Source organism: Paenibacillus sinensis (genome assembly GCF_019904155.1).
GTDB classification, from domain to species: domain Bacteria; phylum Bacillota; class Bacilli; order Paenibacillales; family Paenibacillaceae; genus Paenibacillus_AQ; species Paenibacillus_AQ sinensis.
The window spans coordinates 36,298-52,392 of record NZ_JAHCMB010000070.1; the positions used below are offsets into that span (position 1 = coordinate 36,298).

The 16,095-nt window shown below is 50.7% G+C and carries 16 protein-coding genes; 5 read left to right on the plus strand and 11 right to left on the minus strand.

Features of this window, described 5'->3' with window-relative positions; translation table 11 throughout:
• Positions 1-3 precede the first annotated feature (3 nt).
• The 6 genes from KIH86_RS09285 to KIH86_RS09310 form a co-directional block, all read right to left on the minus strand.
• Positions 4-327 (minus strand): iron-sulfur cluster biosynthesis family protein, encoded by a 324-nt coding sequence (locus tag KIH86_RS09285; RefSeq protein ID WP_223084149.1) that lies wholly within the window; start codon positions 325-327, stop codon positions 4-6.
• 301 nt (positions 328-628) lie between these two features.
• Positions 629-1,561 (minus strand): tryptophan--tRNA ligase, encoded by a 933-nt coding sequence (locus KIH86_RS09290; RefSeq protein ID WP_223084150.1) that lies wholly within the window; start codon positions 1,559-1,561, stop codon positions 629-631.
• 212 nt (positions 1,562-1,773) lie between these two features.
• Positions 1,774-2,634: a protein phosphatase 2C domain-containing protein gene (locus KIH86_RS09295; RefSeq protein ID WP_223084151.1), complete on the minus strand. Its 861-nt coding sequence runs from the start codon at positions 2,632-2,634 to the stop codon at positions 1,774-1,776.
• A 198-nt stretch (positions 2,635-2,832) separates the two neighbouring features.
• Positions 2,833-3,327, minus strand: a complete 495-nt coding sequence (locus tag KIH86_RS09300) for a DinB family protein (protein WP_223084152.1) — start codon at positions 3,325-3,327, stop codon at positions 2,833-2,835.
• A gap of 38 nt (positions 3,328-3,365) precedes the next feature.
• Entirely contained in the window at positions 3,366-4,523 is a 1,158-nt protein-coding gene (locus KIH86_RS09305) for an amidohydrolase (protein ID WP_223084153.1), read from the minus strand.
• A gap of 313 nt (positions 4,524-4,836) precedes the next feature.
• Positions 4,837-6,045, minus strand: a complete 1,209-nt coding sequence (locus tag KIH86_RS09310) for an MFS transporter (protein WP_223084154.1) — start codon at positions 6,043-6,045, stop codon at positions 4,837-4,839.
• Between the two features lie 187 nt (positions 6,046-6,232).
• Between KIH86_RS09310 and KIH86_RS09315 the strand changes: the two genes are divergently transcribed.
• The 4 genes from KIH86_RS09315 (at position 6,233) to KIH86_RS09330 (ending at position 11,618) form a co-directional block, all read left to right on the plus strand.
• Positions 6,233-6,904: a response regulator transcription factor gene (locus KIH86_RS09315; protein ID WP_223084155.1), complete on the plus strand. Its 672-nt coding sequence runs from the start codon at positions 6,233-6,235 to the stop codon at positions 6,902-6,904.
• Positions 6,904-7,965: a HAMP domain-containing sensor histidine kinase gene (locus tag KIH86_RS09320; RefSeq protein WP_223084194.1), complete on the plus strand. Its 1,062-nt coding sequence runs from the start codon at positions 6,904-6,906 to the stop codon at positions 7,963-7,965. The genes KIH86_RS09315 and KIH86_RS09320 overlap by 1 nt, the downstream gene beginning before the upstream one ends.
• A gap of 141 nt (positions 7,966-8,106) precedes the next feature.
• Complete coding sequence (locus KIH86_RS09325; protein ID WP_223084156.1) at positions 8,107-9,858, plus strand: ABC transporter ATP-binding protein; 1,752 nt, start codon at positions 8,107-8,109, stop codon at positions 9,856-9,858.
• Positions 9,858-11,618 carry an ABC transporter ATP-binding protein gene (locus KIH86_RS09330; protein WP_223084157.1) on the plus strand — a complete coding sequence of 587 codons (1,761 nt, stop codon included), beginning with the start codon at positions 9,858-9,860 and terminating at the stop codon, positions 11,616-11,618. The genes KIH86_RS09325 and KIH86_RS09330 overlap by 1 nt, the downstream gene beginning before the upstream one ends.
• A gap of 132 nt (positions 11,619-11,750) precedes the next feature.
• On the opposite strand, the gene KIH86_RS09335 is transcribed toward KIH86_RS09330, so the two are convergent.
• From KIH86_RS09335 to KIH86_RS09350, 4 genes are all read right to left on the minus strand, one after another.
• Positions 11,751-13,220 (minus strand): MFS transporter, encoded by a 1,470-nt coding sequence (locus KIH86_RS09335; RefSeq protein WP_223084158.1) that lies wholly within the window; start codon positions 13,218-13,220, stop codon positions 11,751-11,753.
• A gap of 78 nt (positions 13,221-13,298) precedes the next feature.
• Positions 13,299-13,877, minus strand: coding sequence for an NAD(P)H-dependent oxidoreductase (locus KIH86_RS09340; protein ID WP_223084159.1), 579 nt, complete (start codon positions 13,875-13,877; stop codon positions 13,299-13,301).
• Between the two features lie 74 nt (positions 13,878-13,951).
• On the minus strand, positions 13,952-14,500 hold the full coding sequence (locus KIH86_RS09345; RefSeq protein WP_223084160.1) for an SRPBCC family protein: 549 nt from the start codon (positions 14,498-14,500) through the stop codon (positions 13,952-13,954).
• 38 nt (positions 14,501-14,538) lie between these two features.
• Positions 14,539-14,892: a Rossmann-fold NAD(P)-binding domain-containing protein gene (locus tag KIH86_RS09350; protein ID WP_407672258.1), complete on the minus strand. Its 354-nt coding sequence runs from the start codon at positions 14,890-14,892 to the stop codon at positions 14,539-14,541.
• Positions 14,893-15,011: 119 nt separating this feature from the next.
• Here KIH86_RS09350 and KIH86_RS09355 point away from each other — a divergent pair, with 119 nt between their 5' ends.
• Positions 15,012-15,266 carry a hypothetical protein gene (locus tag KIH86_RS09355; protein ID WP_223110410.1) on the plus strand — a complete coding sequence of 85 codons (255 nt, stop codon included), beginning with the start codon at positions 15,012-15,014 and terminating at the stop codon, positions 15,264-15,266.
• 84 nt (positions 15,267-15,350) lie between these two features.
• Here the strand turns inward: KIH86_RS09355 and KIH86_RS09360 are convergent, their stop codons facing one another.
• Positions 15,351-15,872: a TetR/AcrR family transcriptional regulator gene (locus KIH86_RS09360; RefSeq protein WP_223084161.1), complete on the minus strand. Its 522-nt coding sequence runs from the start codon at positions 15,870-15,872 to the stop codon at positions 15,351-15,353.
• Positions 15,873-16,095: the final 223 nt, after the last annotated feature.

Here is a 16,095-nt window from a genome sequence, read left to right on the forward strand (position 1 = left end):
GGATTAAGCCAGTCTCTTATCCTTAACCACAACATGGTTGCTGAAGAGCATCGAATCGCTGCTGAGCCGGTAGCTAGGGAAAGTCTCGTCGGCTTGAAGTCTCATCACATCGTCGAACAGAATCTGCTCTTGCCGATCCACCAGGAAATCGAAATCAGGGGATTGAACCCGTACATCGGTAGGTGAAGGTTCGCTCAGCAGATGAAGAGTAAACATGCCTCCCGCAGAGCAGCCCTCCGCTTCGTTAACCAGCTTGATATACGCCGGTGAAGATTTCAGACTTTGACGCAATTTCTCTCCGGTAAAAACATCGTATTCCACTCTCATGTTAAGCTCTCCTCTCTATTCGTCCGATTCACATGTACAGTTCGAGGTCAGGGCGTCTTGATCAGCGACGGTTTTATATTTCGATAAATTATATTGTGTACAATTTATTTATACACAATTTTAAGCGAATTGTCAAGCTCTCCCTCTTTTTTCCCTACACAAAAACGCCTGCGGCATCGGTATGCGGCAGGCGTTCTGTCTTATCGTTGTATCCATGAGACGTAATAAATGTTCTCGCTTCCGCCCAACTCCGATGATAGCAGCCTCTCATAAGTTTCTCATGAGTTCCATGATGGTCTGACTATTTGCTGCGAGTTCTGCTGAACAGCCCCACACTGTTCATAAGAAGGCCCAATTTCTTGTTCGCCTGCTCCCTTGCGGCGTCAGCCCCATCCTGCAAAATACGGTCCAGAACATCCGGTTGACCGATCCATTCTGCATATTTCTGACGGATCGGCTTCAGTTCACGGTTTAATTCGTCGAATAACAGCTGCTTTGCCTCTTTGAGATCCGTAGTAACGGCACGAGGATGATCATCTGCCGTAAGGGATCGTAAATCCGTGAGTATGTCAAGGCTCTCCGCCTCATCGGCGCCACTAATGCTCTGAATTTTTTGGTACAGATCGTCCTCCGAATCCAATAAGGAAATCGTGTTATTGAATGATTTTGACATTTTCCGGCCATCCAGTCCTCGTACCATATGGTTCAGATCAGGGAAATACGGCCTTGGTACTGTCAGAACTTCTCCATACATGGAGTTGAATCTTTGAGCCAGTTGGCTGACAAAATCAAGCCCCGTCTCATGATCTCTGCCGGCAAAGACCAGGTCAGCCCCCATCATGAGCGTATCGGCAGCCATTAATACCGGATATATGCCGCTGAGCATGTCGATATCTTTATTAGCCGTCAGCTTCATTTCAGCATCAAGCTCATCCACCGAAATCAAGGACATTAGGATTAGCGACACCCAGGCCATCTCCTGGATCTGAGACTGTCTCCATAGTACGGATTGTTGTACATCCAGTCCGCAGGATAAATAGCAAGCGGTAATGGAGCGAACATGATGGTTCAGCAGCGCTCCATCCCTTACATGCGGAATCGCATGCAAATCGGCAATCAATTGATAAATCCGGAATTCATCCTGCATTGTTAATAATGGCTTGATCGAGCCGTAGTAGTTCCCGATATGGGGAAGTCCGGTTGCTCTAATCCCTGTTAATAGAATAGGCTTCATTCGTTATTACAGCTCCCTGCATAAGATTATTGCTTTAGAAAAATATGGATTATTATTTCTATCCATATTGAATTGAATGTATATGGATGTCAAGGTGTTTTGGTAAAAAAGAGGCCGATTTCTCCCCATCTTGAAAGTCCGGGTAGAAATCGGTCTCAGTAATCTACAAGAGCGGGACTGCTTGTCCGTGTGGAAGACAATCCTCGTTCAGATTATTCATTCATCCTGCACATGAGTATTCCGGACTTATCATCGGATTTTTTAAAGCGCGGATACCGGATACATTCCGGATCGCCGTTCTCGGCTTCGATCAGCCATTCGGCATATCGTTCAAGCCCGGTATCGGCTATCTGCCTTATCAGCAATTCCCCGGTATTGCGCACCACATCCCCGCTCTCCTCTTCCGGATAATAGAGCCCGTCCGTATGCAGGAGCAGACCTGTCAGCTGAATACGGTTGATTTTGCCATACTCGATATAATGCTCCGCTTCCGGCCTGCCATTAAGCACCGAGTACCCGTGATCCGTATTCATTTTGGCTTTATTTTGCACAATCTGCGGCTTCACCAATTCCCACAATTCATCTTTGGATTTGATCCCCCGACGAATGGCCTGTCTCCAGATTCTCTTCGCTTCCTGATCGATATGAGCCACATGGTCCCGTGTTATAGCACGGATACTTCCATCCGCATATGCAGCCATGATCATGCAGTCCCCGGCTTGGACATATTCAATATAATGCTCCCTGATCCGCACGATGGCGGCGCCCGATGTCCATAGCTGATCCTTCTCGTCCATTTGAATCCCGCTGGCTGTCATCACTTCACCAAGAAGCCGGTTACCTTCCCGAATCAGGTACTCCAAACTCCGTTCATCCGCAGGGTCAATCTCCTCGAAATAACGCTTCAGCAGTTGGGAAGCCATTCTTCCGCCGGTCTCGCCTTCGGGTCCACGGAAGGGCACCAGGGAGGTTGCCCCGTCCGCCACCCCGTACAGATGCGCTGCCTTGTGAACAATGAGCGCGTCCTCGTTCCAGACTCCTGTTCCCTGTACAGATATCGTTTGTACTTCCATTATGATCGGCTCCTCTCTAGCTGCTCCCTGTTCTTGATTATAAAAGGGATGTACCAGAAAAGAGAACCCTGAGCTTTCTAATATTCGTCGGACAATCTGCAAACAACCTAAACACGTCCATCCACACCTTAAGTAATCAGGAAAAAGGAGGCATCCTTCCTTCGTTCAGCGAACCAAATGCGCTTTGCCTGTCCCCTTTTACAGCGACTCGATGTCGGTTGAAGCCAGCCGATTGCCGTATGCCTGCTTGATTCGTCCGATCTGGGCAAGATGCGTGTGCACATGCTTGGTAAATCCGGCGATGATATCGCGAATCCGCACCGTCTCACCCTTGATGTTAATGCCGCTCTTGTCCAGCTCCGTATCGCTCAGTCTGCCGAACAAAAGGCTGTTATAGCGGAGAAGCGCCTGGAAAGCGTCCAAAATATGAGCTGCGCTGCTCTCATTAGCCCGCTGCCCGGCAACCCATTTATCCTGCTCGAACGCCGGAAGCTGAGCCTTGGTGTCTGCCAGAATATCGCGAATCCGGAAGGATACGACGATATTGTGGTCGCTCAGATGGGCAAGCACCTCGGTGATACTCCATTTGGCCGGATTTTCCTTCCACTTCAGTTCTTCCTCGCTCAATCCGTCGACGGCCTGAACCAGCTTGCTATGCGTATCCAGATAGGCTTGAATGTCGATATTGCTCATTTATTATTCCTCCCGATCCTGTTTGATTTGTAGTTCATTTAGAAATGCGACAGGGTTCTGAACGCAAGGCTAGCGAAAAAGTCCGCGGCCAGCGGCAGCGCGCGCTCATCCAGATCAAAGGCCGGATGATGCCACTCCTCTGGTCCCGAGGTCCCAAAGAAAACGAACAGCCCCGGCGCCTCCTTCTGGTACACAGCAAAATCCTCACTCGCCAGGGACGGTACCGGAACCACGGGCGCCAGTCCCAGACGTTCAGCTTCTTCCCAAGCCAGCTCCGCCAGGACTCCATCGTTGACGACCGGTGGCGGCCCCACACTGCATTGCACGCTTGCGCTCGTTCCAAGCGCGGCGGCCACGCCGACGGCCACCTGCTCGAACCGCTCCAGCACATGGGCGCGAACTCCTTCATCGAAGGTGCGGATCGTGCCTTCCAGCACCGCATATTCCGGGATAACGTTCAACGCCGTCCCGCCGCTCAGCTTGGTCACACTGACAACGGCACTACCGAGCGCGCTGACATTGCGGCTGACAATCGACTGAGCCGCCGTGATGATATGCGCCGCCGCTACAATCGGATCAAGACCAGCCTCGGGAACGGCGGCATGCGAGCCTTTGCCCTTCACTTCAACCTTGAAGCCGTCCGCCGCCGCCATGAGCGGCCCACCTTTGATGCCGACGGTGCCGACCGGCAGATCCGGCTTGTTATGCAGCCCCAGCACCGCGCAAACTCCTTCAAACGCGCCGCTCTCGATGATCTCGCGGGCGCCGGCCCCCTTCTCCTCCGCCGGCTGAAACAGCAGCCGAACGGTGCCCGGCAGTTCGTCCTCTCGCTCCTTCAGCAGAAAGGCGGCGCCGAGAATCGCAGCGGCGTGAAAATCATGGCCGCATGCATGCATTTTACCCGGAACGGACGAAGCGAACGGCAGATTCGTCTCCTCCTGTATGGGAAGCGCGTCGATATCCGCCCGCAGCGCGATGATCGGTCCGCCGCGCTTGCCCCCGATCTCCGCGACGACTCCTGTTCGCAGCGGTAACGAGGTGATGGCGATGCCAGCTTCCTCCAGCCAGCTCCTGATTCTCCTGGTCGTCTCGAATTCCTCGCCCGACAACTCCGGGTAACGGTGCAGCTCCCGGCGGATCGCTGTCAATTGCTCCGCCAGCGCCGCTGCATCCCTTTGCTCCGTCTTCTTGCTCATACCCTCATCTCCTGGTTTATCTTTTTCGCCTCCACAATTGTCCGAATGTTCAGAATTAGATTATTTCTTTCTATTTATATAAATACCTTTTTACCAATTGGTTTTATATGATTTATAGCATATAGTAGAACACATACCGCTATTCCGGCAAGAGCCAACATGCCCCCGTTTTAATATCAGCCAAGTTTCAGACCAAAAAAACCCGCAAAGATCAAAGGATCCAGGCGGGGCTACTCCATTATTCTCAACAACAGTTCATGTTCGTTAATCCGTATTACAACCGATTCATTGCTTCAAATAATTCTCCTACCCGTTATGCTGTCCGGCCGCTCTCGGCCTTCTTTGTTCTCTCAAAAGTAAGCGGGATTAGCAGAAGTGCACCGGCAATAATCAAGCCACCGCTCACCACGTACACGGCAAGCAAGGAAAAGGTTTCCTTCATATAGCCGGATATGAGCATGCCAATGACCATCATCCCCATAAAGGCAGGCGTGATCGCCCCGGATACCCGGCCAATAAACGCCCCTTCCGTATTCCGCACAATTAGCGTCTGAATTCCGCCTTGAATACAAGGGTAGAACAAACCGCTGATCACTAACAGAATGATTGTTATCCCTAAATTGGACGATGCGCCTATTCCAATTGTACAGACTGCGGTGACCAGCAGCCCTATCATAAGCAGCAGCTGCGGCTTCACCTTTTTGGCTATCCCAATGATTATCATGCCGCCTGCCAGCATTGCTGCCCCGTTGGCCATCACCAGCCATTGCAGGAATTGCTTGCTGAGCCCCAATTTCTCGATGACGATGAAAATCTGAAGGGGCTGGGTCACGCCAGATGCGAGACCGACAGCAGCGAACGTCATGCTGAGCGTTCTCAGAGCTTGATTGGAACCGACATACCGCAGTCCGGACATCAGCTCCTTCATGAAGCTCCCTGTTCCACCGGATGCTGCCTCTTCGGCGTCGCGCGGGAGCGATGATAATACGATTGAAGACCCAAGGAACAAAATTGCAGTCAAGATCAGGGATACATGAATACCGAATTGTATGAAAATGAATGTTCCGATCATAGGACCCAGAACCATAAATACAGCAACAAGAGTTTGGGACATCGCCATCACGGCTTGCAATTGTTCCATCGGTACATGCCGCTGGTACAGTTTCATGGCTGAAGGTTGAGAGAATTGAGAGAGGCTCGCAGATATAAATGATCCGATAAGAAGCGCCATCCATCCGCCATTCATTACAACAAGCAGCACTGCCGCGACGGATAAGGCAGACAACAGATCGCTCCACACCATTGTACGCTTCGGCCGCCATCGGTCCGCAAAGGTCCCGCCGATAAGCCCAAACAGAAAGATCGGAGCAAATTCCGCAACCGAAATCAGGGATACATAGACCGGGCTATTGCTTGTCAAATCGGTAACATACAGAAGGACGGCATAATTACGAATCCAAATGCCCAGCTGCAGAAGGACCCGAGAAAAGATAATCGTTCGAACATATCGATTGGAGAACATGTCTTCACCTCACTGATTTTAGTGATTTACTAAATTACTAATTTACTAAATCACTCCGTGATTTTATCCTGGATTTCTGAATAAGTCAATATGTACATTTCTTGCCTAACCCTCTTCGTGGTGGTTATGATAAGGCTAGATGCGCTGATCCTGTGTATGAAATGATCAAATCACTGGAGTGAACCCAATGATCCATATTTTAGTTGTGGAAGATGACCGGCATGCCAGAAGACTGCTTGAAGCCGTGCTGAAACGCGAGGGATACCAGGTGTCCACCGCTGAAGACGGCGTCCGGGCAATGGATGTGCTCGAACAGCAGCATATCGACCTCATCATCCTTGATATTATGATGCCGAACATGGACGGGTACGAGTTCGCCAAGGAGCTTCGGGATTCCGGCAGCCTGATTCCGATTCTGATGGCTACCGCCAAGCATCTTCCAGAGGATAAGAAGAAAGGCTTCCGCCTTGGGACCGACGATTATATGACCAAGCCGATTGATACCGAGGAGATGCTGCTCCGGATTCAGGCCCTGCTCCGCCGTTCCCAGATTGCCAGTGCTCGGAAGCTGGTTGTAGGCAAGTTGGTGCTGGATTACGATGCTTTGACGGTTACGCGCGGCGAGGAGAAGATGACCCTTCCGCAAAAAGAATTCTACCTGCTGTACAAGCTGCTGTCCTATCCGGACCGCATCTTCACCCGCATCCAGCTGATGGATGAAATCTGGGGGATGGAAAGTGAAAGCACGGACACTACGGTCAACGTGCATATCAACCGCCTGCGGAAGCGGTTCGAAGGATATCCCGAGTTCGAGCTGGTGTCCGTCCGCGGTCTCGGATATAAGGCGGTGCGGCATTGATGCGCAGACTGGGCGTATGGATCAGAGCAAAAATCACCCTGTCGGTCTTATTTTCACTGATGGTTTTCTTTATTTTCCTCATTACCGTCGTCATTACCGGCGTACTGTTTTTTCTGGCGCATTTTTTCGGATTGATTAATGATGAGATCGCCAGAGGCGGAATCGTACTGCCTATCATTATTTTGATATCCTGCATTATGATCGGGACTACGATATCCGGCTTTGCCAGCCGAAGGATGGTTAAGTCCATCCGCGAATTTATTGAAGCAACCAAGCAGCTGGCGGCCGGCGACTTCTCCGCGCGTCTGCATTTGAAGAATCCTCCCGAATACCGGATTCTCTCCGAGAACTTTAACCGGATGGCTGAGGAGCTTGGCGGCATCGAGATTTTGCGCACCGACTTCGTAAACAATTTCTCCCATGAATTCAAGACGCCCATTGTCTCCATCAAAGGTTTTGCCGAAATCCTGAAATACGATGACCTATCCAGGGAAGAACGGGACGAATACCTTGATATCGTCATTGAGGAATCCGCCAGACTCGCCTCGCTGGCCTCCAATGTGCTGGAGCTGTCGAAGATTGAGACACAGACGATTCTGACGGATAAGCAAATGGTTAACGTCGGAGAGCAAATTCGCCAGTGCGTACTGCTGTTAGCTGCCAAAATAGAGAAGAAACATCTGGACCTCGATCTCCATCTCCATGATTATTCCCTGTCCGGCAACAAGGAGCTGCTCAATCAGGTCTGGCTTAATCTGCTGGATAATGCGATCAAGTTCACACCTGAGCATGGAACGATTACCATTGAGATGAAGCGACCCGCAGGATTGCTGGAAATGGTCTTCCGCAATACTGGAAGCGGGATCGATCCGGAGACCGTCCCCAGAATCTTCGATAAATTCTATCAGGCAGACACATCCCATTCGGCGGCGGGCAACGGTCTTGGCCTAACCATTGTGCAGCAAATCGTGAATCTGCATGGCGGGACGATTGTCTGCGAGAGTGAACCCGACCGCGGAACCGCATTTATCGTCACACTGCCGTCCGAAGCCTCAAAATAACCCCGGAGACATCTGAATTAAACAGAGCTTTGAAAGAACCGCGAGGTTTTTCAAAGCTCTTTTCTTTTTTCAGAAAAGTTAACGTTCAGTTTATGTTCTTCCGGTACCATACAATCATCATCACACAAAGGAGTCGGACTTATGGTCAAAATACTTAAATACTTGAACCCGAAGGAATGGGCTCTCTTCGGCGTCAGCATACTCTTCATCGTTGCCCAGGTGTGGCTGGATCTGGAATTGCCCGATTATATGAGCGAGATTACCCGGCTTGTTCAGACACCGGGAAGCGAAATGAGCGAAATTATATCCACCGGCGGCTGGATGCTGCTCTGTGCACTCGGGAGTCTGGCGACCTCGATCGTTGTAGCCGGCATCGCTGCCCGGATCGCGGCCAACTTCTCTTCCCGATTGCGCTCCAAGCTCTTCGATAAAGTGCAATCCTTCTCGATGGAGGAAATCAACAGCTTCTCAACAGCCAGCTTGATTACCCGCTCGACCAATGACATTACACAGGTGCAGATGCTGATTGTCATCGGATTGCAGCTGCTGGTGAAGGCTCCGATCCTTGCGGTGTGGGCGCTGCTCAAGATTACCGGAAGAAGCTGGCAGTGGTCGCTGACGACTGGCATTGCCGTCGGTGTGCTCATCCTGATCGTCGGTATTTGCGTCGTGCTCGTTCTGCCGAAGTTCCAGAAGCTGCAGCAGCTGACGGATAACCTGAACCGGGTGTCCCGGGAGAACCTGACCGGACTGCGCGTTATCCGTGCCTATAATGCGGAAGGCTATCAGGAAGACAAGTTCGGCGAGGCCAACCATGAGCTTACCCGGACGAACCTGTTCGCGAACAGCGTGCTGGCCGTGCTCATGCCAAGCATCACCATGATTATGAGCGGTCTGAGCCTCGCTATTTATTGGGTAGGCGCGTCATTGATTCAAGCCGCCGATATGAGTGCCAAAATGGGGCTGTTCTCGGACATGATCGTCTTCTCCTCCTATGCGATCCAGGTCGTTATGGCTTTTATGATGCTGATCATGATCTTCATTCTAATGCCCCGCGCCCATGTCTCGGCCAAACGGATCAACGAAGTGCTGGATACGAAGCCAAGCCTGTCTAACGGATCGCTGACTGCCTCTCCTTCCAAGCTTGCCGGCGAGGTTGAATTCAGAAATGTCAGCTTTAAATATCCCGATGCGGAGGATTATGTCCTCAAAGACATCAGCTTTACAGCGAAAAAAGGCGAAACTGTCGCCTTCATCGGTTCGACCGGCTGCGGCAAAAGCACCGTAGTCAACCTGATCCCCCGCTTCTACGATGCTAGCGAAGGAGAAGTGCTCGTCGACGGTATCAATGTCAATCAATACGAACAGGGCGCGCTTCGCAACAAGATGGGCTATGTCTCGCAAAAGGCGGTGCTGTTCGGCGGGACGGTGACTTCCAACATCGCATTTGGCGATAACGGCAGCGATGTTTCCGTCGAAGTGGTGGACGCGGTGTACACCTCCCAGGCTTCGGATTTCGTCGAGAACATGGAAGGAAGCTATGACGCGCATATCGCTCAGGGCGGCTCCAATCTGTCCGGCGGCCAGAAGCAGCGGCTGTCCATCGCCCGGGCCATCGCCCGGCGTCCGGAAATTCTGATCTTCGACGATTCCTTCTCCGCGCTTGATTACAAGACGGACCGCAAACTGCGCAGCGAGCTGAAGAAGGGCGCCCGCGGAACTACGATGCTGATTGTCGCCCAGCGGATCGGCACCATTAAGGATGCGGATAAAATCATCGTGCTGGAAGACGGAATCATCGCCGGTATGGGCACACATGAGGAATTGATGAACACCTGCGGCGTCTATCAGGAGATTGCCTATTCGCAGCTGTCCAAGGAGGAGTTGGCATAATGACTGCACACAACAAACAACCCGGCACCTGGAGCAAGCTTCTCCGCTATTGCCGAAATCATATTCCGGTAGTATTGATTGCCGTACTCAGTGCGGCCGCAGGGACTGTGTTAACCTTGCTCGGTCCGGATCAGCTCTCGGAAATGACGGACCTGATTACCCAGGGCATCGCCACAGGCATAGACTTGGATGCCGTCGCTTCCATTGGATTTTTTCTGGTCATTATCTACGGGATCAGCGCCGTTCTCTCTCTATCGCAAGGACTCATCATGTCGTCGGTGACGCAAAAGGTCTCCAAACGCTTAAGAAGCGATCTGTCTCACAAAATGAACAGACTGCCGATTTCTTATTACAATAAATCAACGACCGGCGATATTCTGTCCCGGGTGACCAATGATGTGGATACGATCGGGCAAGCCTTGAATCAAAGCGTCGGTACGCTGGTCACTGCCCTCTCGCTGTTCGTCGGGTCCATTGTCATGATGCTCAAGACGAATTGGATCATGGCCGCTACAGCGGTTGTTGCTACGATCATCGGCTTTGGCCTGATGGCCGTCATTATGAAGAAGTCCCAGAAGTATTTTCAGAGCCAGCAAGAGTATTTGGGCAAGATCAACGGCCATGTGGAGGAAGTCTATACCGGACATACGGTTGTAAAAGCCTACAATGCCGAAGCGCAGATGCGCGGCGCATTTGAAGATTTGAACCATAATCTGAAAAACAGTGTGTTCAAGGCCCAGTTCCTCTCCGGCATGATGATGCCGATCATGATGTTTATCGGAAATTTGGGCTTCGTGGCCGTCTGTGTGGTTGGGGCTATATTGGCAACGAACGGAGATATTTCCTTCGGGGTGATCGTCGCCTTTATGATGTACGTCCGTTTCTTCACCCAGCCCCTCTCCCAGATTGCCCAGGCTGCGCAAAGCCTGCAATCGGCTTCGGCGGCCGGCAAGCGTGTCTTTGAATTCTTGGAGGCCGAGGAAATGGCCGATGAGAGCCGGAAGACGGTACAACTGGAAGCTGCAACGGGCAAAGTGAAGTTCGAGCATGTGCAATTTGCTTACGAAGGCACGGATCATCCCGTCATCAAGGACTTCTCTACCGAAGTTCATCCGGGGCAAAAGATCGCCATCGTCGGTCCTACCGGCGCCGGCAAAACGACGCTGGTCAATCTGCTCATCCGCTTCAATGAACTGACCGGCGGAGAGATTTATATCGACGACACTCCGATCAGCAGCCTGACCCGGGAGAACATCCATGACCAGTTCTGCATGGTGCTGCAGGATACCTGGCTCTTTGAAGGAACGATTCGGGAGAACCTCGTGTACAACCAAACCGGCATCACGGATCAGGACATTCAGGATGCCTGCAAATCGGTGGGCCTCCACCATTTCATCCAGACCTTGAGCGCCGGCTACGATACCGTATTGAATGACAAGGTCAATCTGTCCGCCGGCCAGAAACAGCAGCTGACCATCGCCCGTGCTATGCTCAAAAATGCACCGATGCTTATTCTTGACGAGGCGACAAGCTCGGTTGATACCCGGACAGAGCTGCTGATCCAGCAGGCGATGGACCGGCTGATGGAAGGCAGAACCTCCTTCGTCATCGCCCACCGGCTCTCCACCATCAAGAATGCCGATGTCATTCTGGTGCTGAAGGACGGCGACATTCTGGAAAGCGGAAGCCACAACGAGCTGTTAGCCAAGAACGGCTTCTACGCCGAGCTGTATAACAGCCAGTTCGAGCAGGCTTCATAAAGGGTACTGACCCGCCCCCATAACCTGAGACAAATCAAAACACCTTCAAGAGAATGGAACCTTGTCGTAAGATAAGGAGATAATCTTGGAGGTGTTTTTGCGTGGCAACAAGATTGAGTTATCCCAGAGTAGTTACTGACATGGATGAGATGTTATTGATTCATCAATACCTTTTTGTGATAAAGAAGGTCGGACAATCTTGAGGACAATAATTGCCCCTATGACCGCGAAGGCGGCAGCTCCGAAGAATGCCCAGCTGAAGCCTCCTGTCAACGCTTGCGGCTCCGAGACTCCTTTACCCAACAAGTCTCTTATCCGGGTCGATGATAGGGTCGCCAGCACAGCAAGCCCTATGGCTCCTCCGATTTGCTGGCTCGTATTGACCAAGCCGCTCGCCATTCCCGCTTCGTTGTCTACCACGCCATGGACCGACAGCTCCGTTCCTGCGACGAATGCTCCTCCCAGGCCGACACCGATCACGATACTTGGTCCAAGCAGATCACCAACAAATGATGCATCGCTCGGAGCCAAAGACAACCAGATCAAGCCTGCTGCGAACAGAAGCAACGAAACGGCAAGCGTCCGACGTGTTCCTGCCTTCTTGACAAGCGCTGGAATCGAACCCGCTATCACGACAAGCGCTCCAGCAAGTGGAAGCTGGGTAAGCCCTGCCTTCATGGCATCATAGTGAAGCACCTGCTGCATGTAGACCGACAGTGCGAAGAACAGTCCCGTCGTAGCTCCTCCGATAAGGAACATGGCTAGATTGCCGCCTAATACTGATTTATTGCGAAATACGACTAGCGGCATGAGAGGGTTTTTGGCACGCTGCTCGATGAAGACAAACGCAGCGATCAGCAAGATAGATACACTGGCAAGCGTCAACGTCAACGGAGATGTCCAACCGACACGTTCAGTTTCGGAAAGCGCGGCTACGAGTGTTACGATACCAGCGGTAACCGTGATTGCTCCCGGCATATCTAGACTTGCACGTTCACCCGGCATATCTTTAGTAATTAGAAACGGAGTTGCTGCAATAACCAAAAGGCCTACGGGAACATTGACGTAGAACACAGATGACCATCCCAATGAAGAAGTCAATACTCCCCCCAGCAATACGCCCGCGGCGCTGCCTATGCCAGCGACTGCTCCCCAGATGCCGAGAGCCTTCGCCCGATCCTGCGGGTCCATGAACAACTTAGCGACGAGAGCGAGAGCCGCTGGAGCGAGCAGGGCAGCTGAGGCACCCTGTACCGCTCTTGCGGTCAATAGCCATGCACCGGAATTAGCGAGCCCCGCCGCCGCTGAAGCGAGTGCGAAACCGACGACCCCGGCGATAAATACCCTTCGATGACCGTATCGATCGGACAATCTACCGCCCAGAAGCAGAAGCCCTCCGAACGGCAATACGTAAGCCGTGATCACCCAACTAAGCGTATTCGTATCCAAGTGAAGTTCCACGCCCATGGACGGAAGGGCAATGTTGACGATGGACGCATCCAATACAACGAGAAATTGAGCAAGCGCAAGAGCGATGAGCGCCCACCAGCGGTAAGGTGCAACGCTTGAAGCTACCGACATCTGTGTAACTTTTGAACTCATAATAGATCTCTCCTTAAAATTGATTGATCGATCAATTACTATTATTTGAAAATAGCGGCTAACTTTCAAAACTGACTTTTATTTTGTTAGCGGAGGATGGAGCAAAAGATCCGATAGCTGAGCAAGCCAGACTTTCTTTTCCTCAACGGTCGAAGCATTCATCGAATCGTATATGAGATGAGAAGTCACCTCGAAGCCGCAATAAGCTAGTATTGATTCGTCCATTGTAAGACGCATCGCATTTCCAATACCGCTTGCTTCATATTCTTCTTTCGATTTATCCTGCGTATGGATGACAGTCGCCTTCTTGCCCTTCAGCAACCCTTCTTGAACCCCATTATCGTACTTAAAGGCGAATCCGTACGCAAATACGCGGTCAATATACCCTTTCAGAATACCAGGCATTCCCGCCCACCAGATCGGATAGATGAATACGACATGATCCGCCCAAGATAAGTGAGATTGCTCACAAACGACATCCTCTCCCACTCCGCCTATCATTTCGCTCGATCCAAGCACGGGTTGAAACCCGATGCGATATAAGTCCCGGACAACAACCGCATCCCCCTCTTGCAGATAGCTCTTGGTCACGGTGTCCAGAATCGCATGATTGAAGCTGTTCTTTCTTGGATGTGCATAGATGATCAAATGGTTCATACTATTATTCCTCCTAATAAAAATTATTGATTGATAATTTCTCCCGCTATAATTAAGTCTTTCTTCCGGATTCATTAATTCTGAGCTTCGGCAGTCTTTTTGAGATCGGCAAGCCATGCATTGAGGGAGGATGTGAGTGCCGCCCGCATGCCATCGGGATCGGCTGCGACCGGCGGACCGTCCCAGGACTCCGTGGTGTGAACGACGACACCTTTGGCGGTGGGAGTGATGTTCCATACATGAACGCCCTCGATACCTTGTGCTGGCCCCCCCCAAACGATGCGCCGCATAGGATCGACCTCACGGATCGTGGAGACGACGGTTAGACCGTGAGTCTCCCACTGGAAGGTGCTTCCCACCGCGATCGGACCAGATAACCGCGCCTTGGAGACGTTTTTCTGCCAAGTGGGCCATTGATCGATGCCGGTTTGTATCCGCCATACAGTCTCCTTCGGAGCGTTGATTTCGATAGAAAGGTCGACGATAACCTGAGCGTTTCGGTCGACATCGATAGTCGTCCGTTGGGAATTCGTATAGAATCTCAACAAAATGACCCCAACAATCAGAATGATTACCAGTAAAGTGCTTATCGTGAGTGTTTTTATCTTAAGCGATCTAGACATCCTATTTCATCTCCTTATGATTGATTAATCAATTACTATTATGCAAGAGCTGCCTTGCTCTCCTGCAATGACAAGATAGTCGAAGTAATACCTTTCTGGAACGTCGTCATGGTGATCGGTCCGATGAACCGTTTGTATTTTTCTCCGCTTAGCGTCAGCGGCTCTTCGGTTAAATACGGCATCTCGACGACTCCTTTCATCACCGGCACTCCCATACCTTTCAACGATAATCCTGATTTTTCCAGGGGTATGACCGGATTAACTTGGCCGCTAGCCTGTTGCGCTATCCGTACGATCTCTCGCCCCGATATCCCGTCCCTCCAGCCGCTCCAATAACAATCGCTTTTTCCATTTTCATCAGCCTCATTTCGCAGTTTTTTGTTATTAATCAATCACTTACTGAATTCATCCTATCATCTTGTTATTGATCAGTCAATCACAAAATGAGAATTTTTCATTACGAGAGACATCCTTTCGCATTCACTAACGTTTCTTTTAATTCGGGAAACCAATGGCATCTGCGATGTTGCATAGCATCCGAGTTGTTGTACCCTCTGAGCTTGTCTGGGGTTACGCCCTTATCCCGGACATTGATGTTCTTCACATTCAAAAAGTTGACTGGACCTCGATGGATCCCAATCCCAACGGCTGCATCATAGACCTCGCTGATCTTGAAGGTAATGCCGCTTTGATTCTGATGCATGCCCTGCCCCACTTTGTACCCATATCAATACGTCCAAGAAATCAGGTCATCAAAAGTTACTGATTTTGACAATCAAATACTCGTCGCTACTCAATGCAAGATCAAAGTAAGCGTTGTCATAAATTTCAAAAAACTAATCCCCTCTCCTCATATGTCCATTAATTCGGGCATTGCCAGCGCTACCGAAATGTTACAGAGTACACCTCGGGCTAGGAAAAGCATCGTCCGTTCCTCGGCATCAGGAATACCAGCTGTTCGGAAAGCGTCCAAAACTATTCGGCGGACTTCTCCGTATCCATTGCGCATCGCTTCCTGAATCGAATCTTCCCGGATCGTCTGAGCCTGTATCTGAAGCAGCACTTCATTCTCAAACATATCCACAATATCCACGTAGGCCTGTATCAGACCGATCTCCATCTGTTCCGGCGAAGCACACTCCACGACCTTACGGAAGGAATCAATTACTCGAGTCCACGATACCTCTAGTGCCGTCAGTAACAAAGCTTCCTTCGACGGAAAAAAACGAAAAATATACGGCTGAGATATTTTCGCCCGTTCTGCAACCTGTGCAGTCGTAGCACGGAAGTATCCGACCTCCGCGAATACCTCGATCGCTGCTGATATGATATCTAATTTGCGATTAACTACAGTCGTCTCGATTTTTGACATAAGATTATCCTCCATATTAGTTAGTGATTCATCCATCATAATAAATGAAAAACAACATCGAAGCAAAGCGTCAGCATTCTCAATTGCCATCACGGTTGTGGTGCAAAGAATCCAAAACATGATAACCTAGAGAAATTGAATCAATTTTTCTATTGTAAGTCACCTCTCTGTTGTTGCCCTTGTAATTAAACAACAAAAAAAAGCGCATAAAATAATATGCGCT